The sequence below is a fragment of the Pararhizobium sp. LjRoot238 genome, from assembly GCF_964252955.1.
Classification (GTDB): domain Bacteria; phylum Pseudomonadota; class Alphaproteobacteria; order Rhizobiales; family Rhizobiaceae; genus Pararhizobium.
This window is the reverse complement of record NZ_CAXUPP020000001.1, coordinates 22860-37413: the sequence shown is the minus strand read 5'-3', so window position 1 is coordinate 37413 and position 14554 is coordinate 22860. Positions and strand designations below refer to the sequence as shown.

Genomic DNA, 14554 nt, shown 5'->3' with positions numbered 1-14554 from the left:
GCCGCTGCCTCACCGGAAACATCCGCCATGGTGCACGTCAGTTCGGTGCAGCGCCGGGAGCCTTCTGCGGTGCCCGATCGCATCCCGTGGCGAGCCGCAGGGATTTCACCATCCGGCCGATCACGCCGTCGAACCTTTTCAGCGCGTCGCGCGGATACCGAAGACGAAAATAGGCGGCATTCCCGTCGCAGAGCGCGATGCCGCGGACATAGAGAACATCTGCCGTCCGCGAGCCGGAATAGCTCGCCCAGCCCTCTGTCACCTTGTCATAGGTGATCGTCCATCCGCGAGCCCTGTCCCGGTCGATGCGCTTGCGCGCTTCGCCGGCAAATTCCCCACCCTCGACCGTCGTGCCGTAGATCGAAAGCTCGGAACGCCCGTCGTCGGCGCGGAACGTCGCGCCGTCGCCGTTGTCGGCTTCCTGCTGAAGCGTGAACCCCGGCGGCACGGCCGCGCTGTATCCGAAGCGCGGATTGGAATAGCGCGTCCAGTCGTCCGCGGCGAGGGCAGGCGAACTCACGGAAAGGGCTGCTATCAGCAACAGCGCATGTCTCAAGGCCGCCTCCGTTGTTGAAGTACGCCGCCAGGCGGCCATTGTGTTCTCATTTGAGACGGAGCGCGCCGGAAACGTATTCACGGCGAATCGCAAGAAAAAAACAATGGGTTGAAAAACCATCTTTCGACTAGAACCGTAGAGGGGGCCTGGGGTAACTGTGGTAAGGGTTACGCGATTAACGATATATTAGTAATATAGAAGAATTTGCCGGAAAAGCATGTATTCTGTGTCAAAACGGTGGAGACACACCGAGAAAGAGGGAGAATGTCAGAGCCACGTAATGCCGCAAACCGCAACATCTCAAGTGAGCGTTCAAACTACGGCGTCGATGACAAGGGCGTCCCCCTTTGGAGCGAAGCGGATGAAGAGATGACGACGGGCCGCAATTGGTCGGTCATCCTTGTCTTCCTGTTCGTTCCCTTGATGGCGCTTGTCGTCCTGGCGCTCTGTCTTTACGCTCTGTTTGCCCATGTCTTCGGCATGTCACCCGCGCCGGAGACTGTTATTGAAAGCATCAGGCAGCCATCCTGAAGCGCGCCGTGCGCGGTCAGGTGCCCGCCCGGCCGGCAAATTCACTCCTGTTCGAAGGTCAAGGCAACACCGTTCATGCAGTAGCGCAGGCCGGTCGGCGGCGGGCCGTCGGGGAAGACGTGGCCGAGATGCGCGTCGCAATCGGCGCAGCGGATTTCCGTCCGGCTCATCCCATAGGACGTGTCGTGATGTTTCGTCACGGCGTCGGGCGAGATCGGTTCGTAGAAGCTCGGCCAGCCGGTGCCGGAATTGAACTTTACCTGCGAGAGGTAGAGCGGCCGGTTGCAGCAGACACAGTGATAGACACCCTTCTTGCTCAAGTCGAAATCCGGGCTTGAGAAGGCGCGCTCGGTGCCGTGCTGGCGGGTGATGCGGTACTGTTCCGGCGTCAGCTGCGCACGCCATTCCTCATTGGTCTTGAATATTTTCAAGGTGCTGGTGTCGCTCATCGGTCTCTCCTCGGATTTGCTGCCAAGATATAGGGAGGGCGGGGCGTTCCGGCAATCACCCCATCACCACGTTCAATTGCGCTCCAACCCGTGGCAATCTGGGGAGAGCGGCCGTTTTTCCCGCCGTAACCTTGAGTTTGCTCATCGCTTGGCTTATCCCGAAGATTGTCCGCCGCCGACATTCGTTCGCTACGCCTTGTTGCCGTCTCCTGCCGCCCGCAACCCTTGAAAGGAACAATCGGAACCATGAATGTCGCCGATCTGACATTTCTGGCACTCCTTTTGCCGTTCCTGGGCGCAATCGTGGCGCCGCTCCTGACCCGCATCCTCGGTCACAATGCCGCCTGGGTGCTGGCACTCGTTCCCGTGGCGATCTTCCTGCATTTTACCGGCTTCTCGGGCGAGATTGCGCGCGGCGGGGTGGTGACCGGCGGCTATATCTGGGTGCCGTCCTTCAATGTCAGCTTCTCCTGGCTGATCGACGGGCTGTCGCTGACCTTCATCCTTTTGATTTCCGGCATTGGCGCGCTGATCGTGCTTTATTCCGGCGGTTACCTGAAGGGACACCCGCATCAGGGCCGGTTCTTCTCGTTCCTCCTGATGTTCATGGGCTCGATGCTGGGAGTGGTGGCGTCCGACAGTTTCCTGATGCTGTTCGTCTTCTGGGAACTGACCTCGATCACCTCGTTCCTGCTGATCGGTTTCGATCATGAGCGCGAAGCGGCCCGGCGCGCAGCCCTGCAGGCTCTGGTGGTGACCGGCGGCGGCGGGCTGTTCCTGCTCGCCGGGCTGATCATCCTGTGGAACATTTCAGGCATCACCCAGTTTTCGTTGCTCACCTCCTTCGGCCCGCAGCTCAAGGCGAGCCCGTTCTATCTTGCCGCGCTGATCCTCGTGCTTGGCGGTGCCTTCACCAAATCGGCGCAGTTTCCCTTCCATTTCTGGCTGCCCAACGCCATGGAAGCGCCGACCCCGGTCTCGGCCTATCTGCATTCGGCGACCATGGTGAAGGCCGGCGTCTATCTGCTGATGCGGCTCAATCCGGTGCTCGGCGGAACGACGGAGTGGCAGCTCATCCTGCCGGTCTTCGGCGCAGCGACGCTCATCATCGGGGCGCTTTTGGCGGTGCGCCAGACCGACCTGAAGCTGATGCTCGCCTATACGACGGTGTCGTCGCTCGGTCTTCTGGTTCTCTTGACCGGCTTCGGTGCGCCCTACGCGATCGAGGCGGCAGCGCTCTACCTAGTGGCCCATTCCCTGTTCAAGGGCGCGCTGTTCATGGTCGCCGGCATCATCGATCACGAAACGGGGGGGCGGGACGTCACCCGGCTCGGCGGCCTGCGATCCGCCATGCCGCTGACATTTGCCATTGCGCTCGCCGCCGCGATCTCCATGGGTGGCCTGCCGCCATTCTTCGGGTTTCTTGCCAAGGAGGAAGTCTACACGGCGCTGTCCTCCTTCGACATGCGCTCGATCACTTTTGCGGCTCTGGCCGTTGTCGGCAATGCGCTGATGTTCGCCGTCGCCTTCGCCGTGGGGATGAAACCGTTCATCGGCAAGCGGCTGGAAACGCCGCAGGCCCCGCACGAGGCACCGGTTTTGCTCTGGCTCGGTCCGGCCGTGCTGGCGCTCGCCGGCCTCGTCGCCGCTTTCCTGTCCACCACCGTTCATGCGTTGATCTCCTCGCCGATGGCCTCGGCAATTGCCGGCGAGGCGCGTACCGTTGCTATCTCGCTTGAGCCGCATGCCGGCGTAGCGCTCATGCTGTCCGTGCTGACCGTCGCTCTCGGCATCGGTTTCTATCTTGGGCTGACGCGTCTTCGCGCGGGGATCGCCGCTGTTCTCGCCGCTATCGGCTGGGGGCCCGATCGCGGCTTCGACCAGGCGATGCGCGGCCTTGTCCGCCTGTCTTCCAAAATGACGAGACGGCTGCAGAATGGCCGGCTCGACACCTATATGACGGCCACCTTCCTCCTGTTGGCGGTCGTCCTCATCGCACCGCCCTTCCTTTACGGCGAGCTGGCGCGGGCTCCGGTCTTTCCGCAGGACATTCCTCTGCATGAACTCGCCATTATGGCCATTGCGGTGATCGGGCTAGTTGCAGTCGTGCTTGCCAAGGACCGGCTGACGGCGATCGTTTCGCTTGGCATCCAGGGCTTTTCGGTGGCAGTGATCTTCCTCATCTACGGCGCGCCGGACCTCGCCTTCACCCAGTTCATGATCGAAACGCTGGCCGTCGTCATCCTGGCGCTGGTGATGACGCGGCTCAGGCTTTCGCCGTCCGACCATCGCCCGTTTCGCGAGACCCTGCCGGATGCGGCGATCGCTGCTGCCTGCGGGCTCGGTGCGACGCTGCTTCTGCTCAAGGTGACGGAGGGACCGTTCGACGCGGGGCTCAGCGATTTCTTCAACCAGTATTCGAAGACGATCGCCCATGGCGCCAATGTCGTGAACGTCATCATCGTCGATTTCCGCGGCACGGATACGCTCGGCGAGATCGCCGTGGTGATGATTGCCGCGCTGGCGATCCTGTCGCTCGTCCGGCTGAGGGCCGGATCGCTGCGGCGCATCGCCGACAATGATCCCGACGCGGAGAATGCGAGCCGATGAGATCGCTGATCTTCCGCACGGTCGCGCCGCTGATTGTCGGCCTGATGGTACTGTTTTCGATTTTCGTGCTGCTGCGCGGCCACAACGAGCCAGGCGGCGGTTTTATCGGCGGGCTGATCGCGGTTGCCGCCCTGTCGATCTACGGCATCGCCTTCGGCGTCGAGACCGTGCGCCGGGCGATCGTCTTTCATCCGCTGGCCATTGCGGGGGCTGGGCTGCTGCTTGCGACGCTGTCCGGCCTCATGTCGATGGTGTTCCATGTGCCGTTCATGTCGGGGCTTTGGACCTATCCGGTCATCCTTGGCGAAGAGGTGCCGCTGTCGAGCGTCATGACCTTCGATATCGGCGTCTATCTGGTCGTCGTCGGCGCGGTCACCTCCGTCGCTTTGTCGCTCGAGGAAAGGGGAGAGGATTGATGGAACCCGTTTTCGCGCTCCTGACCGGCATCTTCCTGACGATCGCCATCTATCTCATGATGTCGAAATTCATCATCCGTATGCTCATCGGCGTCGCCATCCTCGGCAATGCCGTCAACCTTTTGATCTTCACCAGCGGCCGGATCATGCGGGAGGTGCCGCCGGTGATCGGGCCGGGTCTCGACGTGCCCGCCGGGCCGGTCGCCAATCCGCTGCCGCAGGCGCTGATCCTGACGGCGATCGTGATTTCCTTCTCGTTCTTCGCCTTCCTGCTGGTGCTCTCCTGGCGCGCCTATAGCACGCTGAGCACCGACAACACCGATGAGATGCGCGTGGCCGAGCCGAAAGACGCCGCGTTGCCGCCGCTGGGATACTGACGCGACCATGGCCGCCGTTTCCTCACCCCCCGCCGATCTGTCCGCAGCGCTGGTTCTCGAACCGGTGGTAGCGCTCGACTGGCTGGTGATCCTGCCCGTCGCCTGGTGCATCGGCATCGGGGCCGTCCTGATGATGATGCGGCACCGGACCTTTCTCCAACCGCTGATCGCCATTGCGGCACTTGGCGTTCTTGCCGGGCTCGACGCAGCACTTCTGTGGCATGTCTCGCAAAATGGCCCGGTGACGATGGTCATGGGCCGTTGGCTGCCGCCCTTCGGCATCGCCTTTACGGTCGATCTCACCGGCGCGCTGTTTGCGCTCATGGCGGCCGTGGTGGCGCTCGCCGGCGCCGTTGCCGCCGTCACCGACATCAACGACAGCGGCCGCCGCTACGGCTTCTATCCCTTGCTGATGCTGCTGATGGCCGGCGTCAGCGGCGCCTTCCTGACCGGCGACATCTTCAACCTCTATGTCTGGTTCGAGGTTTTGCTGATCTCGTCCTTCGGGCTCCTGGTGCTCGGCTCGGAGCGCGAGCAGATCGACGGGGCGGTGAAATACGGCTTCCTCAACCTCGTCGCCACGACGCTGTTCCTGATCGCCACCGGCTATCTCTATGGCATCTTCGGCACGCTCAACATGGCCGACATCACCCGCAAGGCCGGCGAGTTGCACGGTACGGCGCCGCTGACGACGCTGATCGCGCTCTTTGTCTTCGCCTTCTGTATGAAGGCAGCGGCCTTCCCGGTGAATTTCTGGCTGCCCGCCTCCTATCATACGCCGCGCATCGTCGTCTCGGCGCTGTTTGCCGGGCTGCTGACCAAGGTCGGCATCTATGCGCTGATCCGCGTCTCCGTCATGCTGTTTCCGCTCGGGCGGGAAGAACTCAGCTTCGTCATTGCGTTTGCCGGCGCGCTGACGATGATCACCGGCGCGCTCGGTGCACTGGCGCAGACCGACACGCGGCGCCTGCTCGGCTACCTCGTCATTTCCGGCATCGGCTCCATGCTGGCCGGTATCGCCGTCGGCGGACCGGGCGGCATCGGCGGTGCGGTGTTCTACGCTCTGCATTCCATGGTGGTGATGACGGCGCTCTATCTGGCAGCGGGCCTTGCCGCCCGTCTCGGCGGAGGCTTTTCGCTGTCCTCGCTGAGCGGGCTCTACACGCGTCATGCGCTGTTTTCGGCCTTGTCGCTGATGCTGTTCTTCGCGGTCTCCGGCCTGCCGCCCTTTTCCGGCTTCTGGCCGAAGGTGATGCTGGTCAAGTCCGCACTCGACGCCGGCATCTGGTGGCTGGCGGGTGCCCTGCTTCTCACCGGCTTCTTGACGACGATCGCCACGGGACGGCTGTTCCTGCTCGCCTACTGGCGGCCGGCGGGCGCTGGCGCATCATTGGCACAGGCCGCCTTGCCGGCAACGGCGTTGTTGCCGCTGATTGCCCTGACGGCGGTGAGCATCCTGATCGGACTGTTTCCCGAGACATTGCTCGGCCTCGTCCAGAAGGCCGCCTTGACGCTCAACGAGCCGGCCGCCTATCTCAATTCCGTCTTTCCGGCCGGGAGCGCGCCATGAGATTCGTCATCGTCAATCTGCTGTTGACCTTGGTCTGGGTGGTCGTCACCGGCAGCTACACGCTCCACAATCTGGCGCTCGGCTTCCTGATCGGCGCCTTGTCGCTGCTCTTGGTGCGCGAGCAGTTGCCGGCCAGCCTGCATCGCGTCCGCCCGGTGAAAGTGCTGCTGCTGGCAGGATTGTTTTTCAAGGAACTCACGCTGTCGGCAATCAAGGTCGCGGTGATGGTGCTGCGGCCGAACATGCGGCTGCGGCCGGGGATTTTCGCCTTTCCGCTGACGATTACGCGCGATTTCGAAATCACCCTTCTCGCCAATTTGATCACGCTCACGCCCGGCACCTTGTCGGTCGATGTCTCGGACGACCGCAAGACGCTCTATGTGCACGCGCTCGATTGCCATGATCCGGCGGCCGAAAGGCGGGCGATCTCCACCGGCTTCGAGCGCCGTATCCGGGAGGCTTTTCCGGCATGAGCGCGTCCGCCATCCTTTCCTTCTCGACCATCTTCGCGCTTGTCATCCTGTCGCTCGGCCTGTTGCTGACGGTGGCCCGCATCGTGCGCGGACCGACCCTGCCGGACCGGGTGCTCGGGCTCGATATGCTCGTTGCCGTCGCCATCGGCTTCATTGCCGTCATCGCCATCCGCAGCGGCTTCAATCTCTATATCGACATCGCGATTGCGCTGAGCCTTGTCGGCTTTCTTGCGACCGTGGCCTTTGCCCGCTTCATTCTGGCCCGCGGCTTGTCGCCGGAATCAGGCAGTGGCCCCCTGGACGACAGACGTGCCGTACCGGCGCCGAAGCATGGCAAGGCCTTGGCCCCGGCGCGGCGCCAGAAGAAGGGAGGCCGCCGATGAGCACCGATCCGGATATGCTGGTGGCGATCGCCGTCAGCGTGCTGTTGGTGGTTGGCTCGATCTTCAGCCTGTTGGCAGCGCTTGGACTTCTGCGCTTTCCGGACCTCTACACACGCATGCATGCGGCCTCGAAGGCAGGCACTGTCGGCTCCGGACTGCTGTTGCTGGCTGCGGGGCTGCACGCGCTCGATGTCGCCATTCTGCTGAGAGCGCTCGCCGGATTCGCCTTCTTCGTTCTGACGGCGCCGGTTTCCGCCCATCTTCTCGCCAAGGCCGCCCATCAGGCGGGATACAGGCTCACCAATCTGTCCGTTACCGACCAATTGCCATTGGCAAAACGGAAGTCCGGCAGTCTCTAGCATCCGCAAACACTGCAGCAGTTTGGACGTAGAGAATCGCTCGCCCACCAACACAATGCTGTGTCTTTTTTTGGATGTAACGTAATGTTTCCATCACGGTGAGGGTTTGCGCCACATTTCAAGATGAATAGGCTAGATATCGCACAAATTATTATTGGACTTTTCTTTGATCGGTGTTAATCGAGTAAAGGCAAAGTGTCCGTTTCCATATTAATTCCCTATAAATTTCCAGCATGGGTTGTGTATATTGGTTGTTGCTTTGAGGTGCCGGTATGTCCCGGCGCTTTGGCGATGTATTCAAACCCCGGAATTAGGAGTAATATGAGAGCTTGTCGAGGTTTTACGGTTTCTGTCGAGGGAAATCTTCGGATCAGAGTCGTTTACCGCGCTTTTCGGACATTTTCTTCGCATGTTTTGGTTGTGTTCACGATACCCGTCGTGCGCATGTTTGAAGAATTCCGATAGGAGAAAGAAAGAATGACGGATCTAACGCTTGGCTCGGGCCACGATCTTCTGGTTGAACTCACCGCAGAGATCGTTGCAGCCTATGTCAGCAATCATGTCGTACCGGTCGCCGAACTCTCGACGCTGATTGGCGATGTGCATGCCGCCCTGAACAACACCAGCAGCCCGGCTCCGGTCGTTGTTGCCGTTGAAAAGCCGAAGCCGGCCGTGTCCGTGCGCAAGTCGGTTCAGGATGACCAGATCACCTGTTTGGAATGTGGCGGCACCTTCAAGTCGCTGAAGCGCCACCTGATGACGCACCACAGCCTGTCGCCGGAAGACTATCGCGAGAAGTGGGACCTGCCGGCCGACTATCCGATGGTGGCTCCGGCCTATGCCGAAGCGCGTTCGCGCCTCGCCAAGGAAATGGGTCTCGGCCAGCGCCGCAAGCGCCGCGCCAAGTAGGGGCTGGGCGCTCCAGCCCTTTAAACAGCAAACCGGCCCGGCGAGACCAGGCCGGTTTTTTATCACCCGCGAGCCGCAAGAGAGAGACATCAGATTTGCGGGTGGAGGAAAATATACCTATTTTCTTCGGATAAATGATTAAAAACCTCGAAAAAACAACGGATGGTTGCGGAAAGGCGGTTCCTTTCATCCCCGTTGTCGCACTAGGGTGTATGAATTATTTCCTATTTAAAGGAGTAGATCATGCCCCTCTGCAAAGCTGACCCTCTTCCCGCCCACCAATTTACGCCGCCGAACCGCACCCGTGCAGCGGCAGGCCCACGTCCGCCGCTGGAATTCAAGTCGGCTTCGCCATCGCCATTCGGCGGTACGGTCACCATTGCCGAGCCCTGGGGACCGGTCTTGCCGGTCGCCGCCCATCTGCGCTGCCGCGTCGTGCGCCAGCTGACGGCGGAAATGGTGATGCTGGTCGGCGAGCGGGTGCCGCTGAGGCGCGACCGCCGGCGCACCAGTTGCCATGTCCGGCAGATCTCCATGTATGTCTGCCATGTGGTGCTGCAGATCTCGCTCACCGATATCGGCTACGCCTTCGGCCGCGACCGGACGACCGTCAGCCATGCCTGCAATGTCGTCGAGGACCGCCGCGACGATCCGGCCTTCGATGATTTCGTCGCCTCGGTCGAGCGCGTCATCACCTCGGTTTTCGGCGCGCCGGGAGGCCGCGAGCATGAGTGATGCCGTTGATGCCGGTCACAAGACCATCGTCCGCCTCGTCCGATACGCTGCAAGTCATTCGGCGGTCTTCATGGAGCCCGTGGAGGGGCGCGTGACGCTCTCTTCCGGCGGTGACCGGCCGCCGCGGCATTTCCCGCAAGGCGCGCTGGACCAAGCCTGCGCGTCGGGCCTCGTCGTCTGCGACGGCAACCGGGTTCGCGCCACGAGCGAAGCCCAGGCTTTCCTGCGCCGCGCCTTGCTGGCGCCCGACGAAGCGTTTCAGGAGCAGCATCGGGACACTGAAAACCGCACCGTTTCCGTCGATGGCATCCGCCAGACCGTGCGCGTCAACCCGCTGGAATCACCGCTCGGCGCCATCGCCCGGCTGAAGGAGAAGTCGGGCCAGGCCTTCTTGGCCCCCGAAGCGCTGGCCGCAGGCGAGCGATTGCATGCCGATTTCACCCGGGCGCAATTGCAGCCGCGCCTGACCATGGCCTACGAGCCGCGGCTTGCGTCCAAGACCAAGGGAGGGGCTGGCGGCACGGCCGACCTCTGCGACACGGCGCTTGCAGCACGCATGCGGGTCGGCAGGGCGATGGAGGCGATCGGGCCGGAGCTCTGCGGCGTCGCGCTCGATGTCTGCTGCTTTCAGAAGGGATTGGAGCTCGTCGAGCGGGAGCGGCAATGGCCGGTGCGCTCAGCCAAGCTGATGTTGCGCGCTGCCCTGATGGCGCTTGCCCGTCACTATGCGCCGCCGCGTCCTGCGGGCAGGCAAAGCCATGTCTGGGGAGCGGAGGGGTATCGGCCGGATGGCAGCGGCCTGGTAACAGGCGTCAGGCCAGATAGCGGGCCGCCTCTTCCTTGATGCGCTTGATCATCGAGCGCAGGCCGTTGGCGCGCTGCGCCGTCAGGTATTCGATCAGGCCCATGCGGCCGAACAGGTCAAGCGCGTCGATCCTGACGATATCCGAGGCCGGCTTTCCGGAAAAGATCGACAGCACGATGGCGACGAGGCCGCGCACGATATGGGCGTCCGATTCACCTTCGAAGGTGAGGATCGGATCGCCTTTGGCGCTGTCGGCATGGGTGACCAGCCAGACCTGGCTGGCGCAGCCATGCACCTTGGTCTCGGCCGTGCGCTTCTGCTCGGGCATCTCCGGCAGCTTGCGGCCAAGCTCGATGACATAGCTCATCCGGTCCTGCCAATCGTCCAGATAGGAGCAATTGTCGATGATTTCGGCCAGCGGCGTGATCCGCGATATGTTCATCTGATCCATGCCCTTCATATAGGCGCGATGCCGAAAAGTGTGAAGCGTTTTCGGAAAACATCACGTTCCCGGCATCCGAATCCGCCGATTGGCCGGGAAATGGGGACCGTAGAAGGAAAAAGCGGTGAGGAACGGGCGTTCCCACGGCTGTCGCAGATCGGCAGTTCAGGCAGGATAAACGGAAAGCCGGCGCGGTTTATTTCGATAGCGCCGCTTTCGGTTCGAGGCGCTTCTCCGGCACGGGCACCTTGTTGAACAGTGGCTCGGCCTCGGCGGAGGCAGGTTCTTGCGCCGTGATGGTGGTGGCCGGCACAGGAGTGGTGATGGTGCCGGTCGTCACCGTGTCGCTCGGTTCGGCGAATTGCTGGTCGAGGAAGAGATAGGCGATCTTGGCACCTTCGCGGGCCCGGTGGCCGAGCGCCACGAAGGTCTCGGCGCCCTTTTCGCAGACGTCCGGCTTCTGCACGCAGAGCGCGCTGATATAGCCGAAGGCCTCGGTCGCTGCCGACACCGTGTCGCCGACATCCACCTTCGGACCCCTCTCAAGCGTCGCGCTGCTCGAGGGGTCGAGGAACGGCAGAAGCACCAGCACCAGCGAAAACCAGAATGTTCCCTTGATCAGAAACCACATTGTTTTGCCCATCCTATGGTCCGGCGCCTCACGTCCGGTCTTTGCCGGATTTTCTTCTTGGCGCCTTGTCATCACACCTTAGGCGGGGATTCGGAACATGCCTTTGCCAAAACCGTTCGCATTTGCACCGTCTTTTCCTAAAAGTGTAGATATCGGCATTTGAACGGCATTTTACGTGCATTTTAACGGACGCCATTAAGGATCATGGCGATGCTGCTGGCGGCGGTCCCGCAAACGCGGGGCGCGCGGAAGGGGTGTGCTGCCACAAAGGTTAATGGCCTGGGAAAAACCTCCTGAAATCCGTTGCTTACGCCCCATTAACCACAAAAGACAAAGCTGTTGCGATTTGTCCCGGAATGGGACTTTCGGGCGATTCCGCGGGCCTTGCGGCAATTTGATTTATCCTTTCATTAAGCCGCCGGTGCGAAATTCGGATAGGCGAAGTCATCTTCCGGCAAGCCCATTTTCGGGCCTGAGATGACGGCCTCGCACAAGGACGGAACCATGATGGATTCCGCAAAAAAGAACGAGCGTACAGGGCTGAACGTGAGCGTATTGCGTAACATTGCTGGCAGGATGGCGTCCCGCGTCGACGATGCCGCACGCCTGTGGCTGCCTCGCCGGGTGGCCGGCGAGCCGGAGAGAAGCCGTGAGCTCGCCGTCGTTCGTGCCGTTGCCGCCACCGCTCTCGTTGCTTTCCCCTCGGTTCCGCTGGCGCTGTCCGTTGCCCTGCCGGTTTCGCTCGCTTTGCCCGTCGGTGCGGCACTGGTCGGCGCCGCCGCGCTGATGACGGCGGCGGGCGGCATCGCCTATGTGCGCAACCGTCCGGTTGTCCTGCCGGTGGCCGAGCCCGCGCCTGCCGACAACGGCGCGCGGCATTATGATTGTTTCGCCGGCCTCGTCACGATCCACGATATCAGGGGCTCGGTCACTGCCATTCACGGCCGCGACGCGGAATCTTACGTGGCATGGATGCGCAATCCGCTGGGCCGCGGTTTTATCGAGCAGATCCACGTTTCCGACCGTATCCTCTTCCTGCAGGCGATCGATGAATTGCGCCAGGGCAACCGCCAGGCGACGATCGATATCCGGTTCGAGCGGCCCAATGTCTTTGCCGAGGGGGAGCAGTTCGTGCACATGCGCTGCGAGATGACCGCGCTCGGCAATGGCGGGGAGCGGCTTGCCTCGATCCTCGTCCAGTCGCGCGACGTCTCCGAGGAGGCGCGCCTGCGTGCCGAGGCCGTCCAGAAGACCCGGCTCGCCGAATCGGCCAATGACGCCAAGACCCGTTTCCTGGCGGCTGTCAGCCATGAATTGCGCACGCCGCTCAATGCCATTCTCGGTTTCTCCGACATCCTTGCCGGCGAATATTTCGGCAAGCTCGAAAACGACCGCCAGCGCGAATATGTGGCGCTGATCAACCAGTCGGGCGCGCACCTCCTGTCCGTCGTCAACACCATGCTCGACATGAGCAAGATCGAGGCTGGCCGCTACGAACTGATGCCGGAACCGTTCCGGGTGTCGGAGGTGGTCAATGCCTGCGAGGCGATGCTCGGGCTGCAGGCGCGCGAAAAGGGCGTGCAACTGACCAGCCGCATCATGCGCACGGTGGGCGAGGTCAATGCCGATCAGCGCGCCCTCCAGCAGATCCTGATCAACCTCGTCGGCAATGCGATCAAGTTCACCGACCGCGGCGGCCTCGTCACCATCGATGCGGAGGTTTCCGGCAGCGATCTGAAGCTGACCATCAGCGATACCGGCATCGGCATCGCCGAGAGCCAGCTCGCGACGCTCGGCCAGCCCTTCGTGCAGATCCAGAACGACTATACCCGCAAATATGAAGGAACCGGTCTTGGCCTGTCGCTGGTCAAGGGACTGGTGGCGCTGCATGGCGGCCAGTTCGACCTGCGCAGCCGGTCCGGCGAGGGGACAGTGATCACGGTCACAATTCCGCTTGATGGCTCCGGCATCCGTGTCGCGGACGAGCATGAAGTTGTGGAACAGACAATGGTGGAGTTTCCGCCGCGCCTGAAGGAGCGCACAGGCAAGACAACGAACGGCCGGGTGATTTCGGAAACGGACCGGGCGGATGTCGACGTGATGATTGGAGGCGCTGGTCATGACGGCTCGCAAGCGAAAACAGCCTGAGAGGAAAAAGAAGGCGCAGCGCGGGCCTGGTCTTGCGATGATGGGCCTTGTGGTGATCGGCCGCGGTCTGATCGTCGCCGGCCGCCTCGTCTCGCGCAATCCCCGTCTTTTCGGCGGCTCTGCCGCTTTCGTGGTGGCGTTCAGTTTCGTCGCGGCGAATGCGATGTGGTACCAGCCGGGGGCGCATCCGTCGCCGCTGTTGCGCACCCGCCTGCCGTTCACGCATCCGCAGACCGCCGGTCTCGACGAGGAGCCGGGCGGCGCCTCGCCGCGCAAGGTAACGACCTTCGTCATCCGGCGGGAGACCGAAACCGCAACAGCGACCATCGACCAGCCAAAGCCGGAACCTGAGGCAGAAGCGGCGCAGATCCAGCCGGAAGCAACGCCGGTGACGGGCTCGGCGCTGGTGACGAGCATCCAGAGGGAACTGGCCCGGCGCGGCCTCTATGACGGCCCGGCCGACGGCAAGACCGGCCCGAAGACCACAGCCGCGATCCTGCGCTTCGAAAAACAGGCCGGCCGCCCGGAAACCGGCACGGCCAGCGAAACGCTGCTCGCCGCCCTGCAGAAGGAGCCGGCCACAGCCAGGACGCGGACCGCCGCCCGGCCTGCCGAACGGCCCTATGAGAACGTCAAGGGCGGCAAGGGCGAGCTCGACCCGGTCGCTGCCGCGATCCGCAATGCCGAGGTCGACCCTGAGTTCATTCCGAAGGTTGATATCCCGGCCTCGAGCGAACTGGTGATGAACATCCAGAAGGGCCTGAGCAACCTTGCCTATACCGACGTCTCGATCGACGGCGTCGCCGGCGAACAGACCCGCTCGGCCATCCGCCATTTCGAGAAGCACTACCGGCTGCCCGAAACCGGCCAGCCGAGCGACAAGGTGCTGAAGAAGATGAAGGAAATCGGCGCGCTCTGAGGCTGGAGCGTCTACGCATCCGCGCTGACCGGGAGATGCCGACCGGAACACGGCCAATTGCCGAAACCGCCGCATGTTGGGTTCCGGTTGGCGATCAGGGTTTAGGGCTCTCGCTACTCCGACATGCATCCAAAACGCGCCAGAGCACGTCACACTTTGAATAAATTTAGACGTAAAGCTTCGGTAGATGGCCGGCGTTGTGCCCCCAAATCAGAAAGCTCTCGAAGGATTCGCAGCTTTC

At 62.3% G+C, this 14554-nt stretch carries 17 protein-coding genes; 13 read left to right on the top strand and 4 right to left on the bottom strand.

Features of this window, described 5'->3' with window-relative positions:
* Positions 1–37 precede the first annotated feature (37 nt).
* Positions 38–556 carry a hypothetical protein gene (locus ACSQ3F_RS00235; RefSeq protein WP_436098360.1) on the bottom strand — a complete coding sequence of 173 codons (519 nt, stop codon included), beginning with the start codon at positions 554–556 and terminating at the stop codon, positions 38–40.
* A 264-nt stretch (positions 557–820) separates the two neighbouring features.
* Between ACSQ3F_RS00235 and ACSQ3F_RS00230 the strand changes: the two genes are divergently transcribed.
* A complete protein-coding gene (locus ACSQ3F_RS00230) occupies positions 821–1087 on the top strand; it encodes a hypothetical protein (RefSeq protein ID WP_436098359.1) in 267 nt (88 codons plus the stop codon).
* Positions 1088–1128: 41 nt separating this feature from the next.
* Here ACSQ3F_RS00230 and msrB read toward each other — a convergent pair whose 3' ends face one another.
* Positions 1129–1536 carry a peptide-methionine (R)-S-oxide reductase MsrB gene (gene msrB / locus ACSQ3F_RS00225; protein ID WP_436098358.1) on the bottom strand — a complete coding sequence of 136 codons (408 nt, stop codon included), beginning with the start codon at positions 1534–1536 and terminating at the stop codon, positions 1129–1131.
* Positions 1537–1782: 246 nt separating this feature from the next.
* Here msrB and ACSQ3F_RS00220 point away from each other — a divergent pair, with 246 nt between their 5' ends.
* From ACSQ3F_RS00220 to ACSQ3F_RS00175, 10 genes are all read left to right on the top strand, one after another.
* The gene (locus tag ACSQ3F_RS00220; protein WP_436098357.1) at positions 1783–4146 is read left to right on the top strand and encodes a putative monovalent cation/H+ antiporter subunit A; all 2364 of its coding nucleotides are present in this window, start codon (positions 1783–1785) and stop codon (positions 4144–4146) included.
* Complete coding sequence (locus tag ACSQ3F_RS00215) at positions 4143–4562, top strand: Na(+)/H(+) antiporter subunit B (protein ID WP_436098356.1); 420 nt, start codon at positions 4143–4145, stop codon at positions 4560–4562. The genes ACSQ3F_RS00220 and ACSQ3F_RS00215 overlap by 4 nt, the downstream gene beginning before the upstream one ends.
* Positions 4562–4939 carry a Na+/H+ antiporter subunit C gene (locus ACSQ3F_RS00210; RefSeq protein WP_436098355.1) on the top strand — a complete coding sequence of 126 codons (378 nt, stop codon included), beginning with the start codon at positions 4562–4564 and terminating at the stop codon, positions 4937–4939. Before ACSQ3F_RS00215 ends, ACSQ3F_RS00210 begins: the two co-directional genes overlap by 1 nt.
* 7 nt (positions 4940–4946) lie before the next feature.
* Positions 4947–6509 (top strand): Na+/H+ antiporter subunit D, encoded by a 1563-nt coding sequence (locus ACSQ3F_RS00205; RefSeq protein WP_436098354.1) that lies wholly within the window; start codon positions 4947–4949, stop codon positions 6507–6509.
* Positions 6506–6982, top strand: a complete 477-nt coding sequence (locus tag ACSQ3F_RS00200; protein WP_436098353.1) for a Na+/H+ antiporter subunit E — start codon at positions 6506–6508, stop codon at positions 6980–6982. The genes ACSQ3F_RS00205 and ACSQ3F_RS00200 overlap by 4 nt, the downstream gene beginning before the upstream one ends.
* The gene (locus ACSQ3F_RS00195) at positions 6979–7365 is read left to right on the top strand and encodes a cation:proton antiporter (RefSeq protein ID WP_436098352.1); all 387 of its coding nucleotides are present in this window, start codon (positions 6979–6981) and stop codon (positions 7363–7365) included. The genes ACSQ3F_RS00200 and ACSQ3F_RS00195 overlap by 4 nt, the downstream gene beginning before the upstream one ends.
* A complete protein-coding gene (gene mnhG, locus ACSQ3F_RS00190; RefSeq protein ID WP_436098351.1) occupies positions 7362–7724 on the top strand; it encodes a monovalent cation/H(+) antiporter subunit G in 363 nt (120 codons plus the stop codon). Before ACSQ3F_RS00195 ends, mnhG begins: the two co-directional genes overlap by 4 nt.
* A gap of 477 nt (positions 7725–8201) precedes the next feature.
* Complete coding sequence (locus tag ACSQ3F_RS00185; protein ID WP_436098350.1) at positions 8202–8633, top strand: MucR family transcriptional regulator; 432 nt, start codon at positions 8202–8204, stop codon at positions 8631–8633.
* A 243-nt stretch (positions 8634–8876) separates the two neighbouring features.
* Positions 8877–9368 carry a helix-turn-helix domain-containing protein gene (locus tag ACSQ3F_RS00180; protein ID WP_436098349.1) on the top strand — a complete coding sequence of 164 codons (492 nt, stop codon included), beginning with the start codon at positions 8877–8879 and terminating at the stop codon, positions 9366–9368.
* Complete coding sequence (locus ACSQ3F_RS00175) at positions 9361–10212, top strand: DUF6456 domain-containing protein (protein ID WP_436098348.1); 852 nt, start codon at positions 9361–9363, stop codon at positions 10210–10212. The genes ACSQ3F_RS00180 and ACSQ3F_RS00175 overlap by 8 nt, the downstream gene beginning before the upstream one ends.
* Here the strand turns inward: ACSQ3F_RS00175 and ACSQ3F_RS00170 are convergent.
* Both ACSQ3F_RS00170 and ACSQ3F_RS00165 read right to left on the bottom strand, forming a co-directional pair.
* The gene (locus ACSQ3F_RS00170) at positions 10181–10600 is read right to left on the bottom strand and encodes a SufE family protein (protein ID WP_436101994.1); all 420 of its coding nucleotides are present in this window, start codon (positions 10598–10600) and stop codon (positions 10181–10183) included. The genes ACSQ3F_RS00175 and ACSQ3F_RS00170 overlap by 32 nt on opposite strands.
* Positions 10601–10811: 211 nt before the next feature.
* The gene (locus ACSQ3F_RS00165) at positions 10812–11246 is read right to left on the bottom strand and encodes a DUF5330 domain-containing protein (RefSeq protein WP_436098347.1); all 435 of its coding nucleotides are present in this window, start codon (positions 11244–11246) and stop codon (positions 10812–10814) included.
* A gap of 576 nt (positions 11247–11822) precedes the next feature.
* On the opposite strand from ACSQ3F_RS00165, the gene ACSQ3F_RS00160 reads away from it, so the two are divergent.
* Together ACSQ3F_RS00160 and ACSQ3F_RS00155 are read left to right on the top strand one after the other, a co-directional pair.
* Positions 11823–13394, top strand: a complete 1572-nt coding sequence (locus ACSQ3F_RS00160) for a sensor histidine kinase (protein WP_436101993.1) — start codon at positions 11823–11825, stop codon at positions 13392–13394.
* A complete protein-coding gene (locus tag ACSQ3F_RS00155) occupies positions 13366–14313 on the top strand; it encodes a peptidoglycan-binding domain-containing protein (protein WP_436098346.1) in 948 nt (315 codons plus the stop codon). The genes ACSQ3F_RS00160 and ACSQ3F_RS00155 overlap by 29 nt, the downstream gene beginning before the upstream one ends.
* Positions 14314–14554 lie beyond the last annotated feature (241 nt).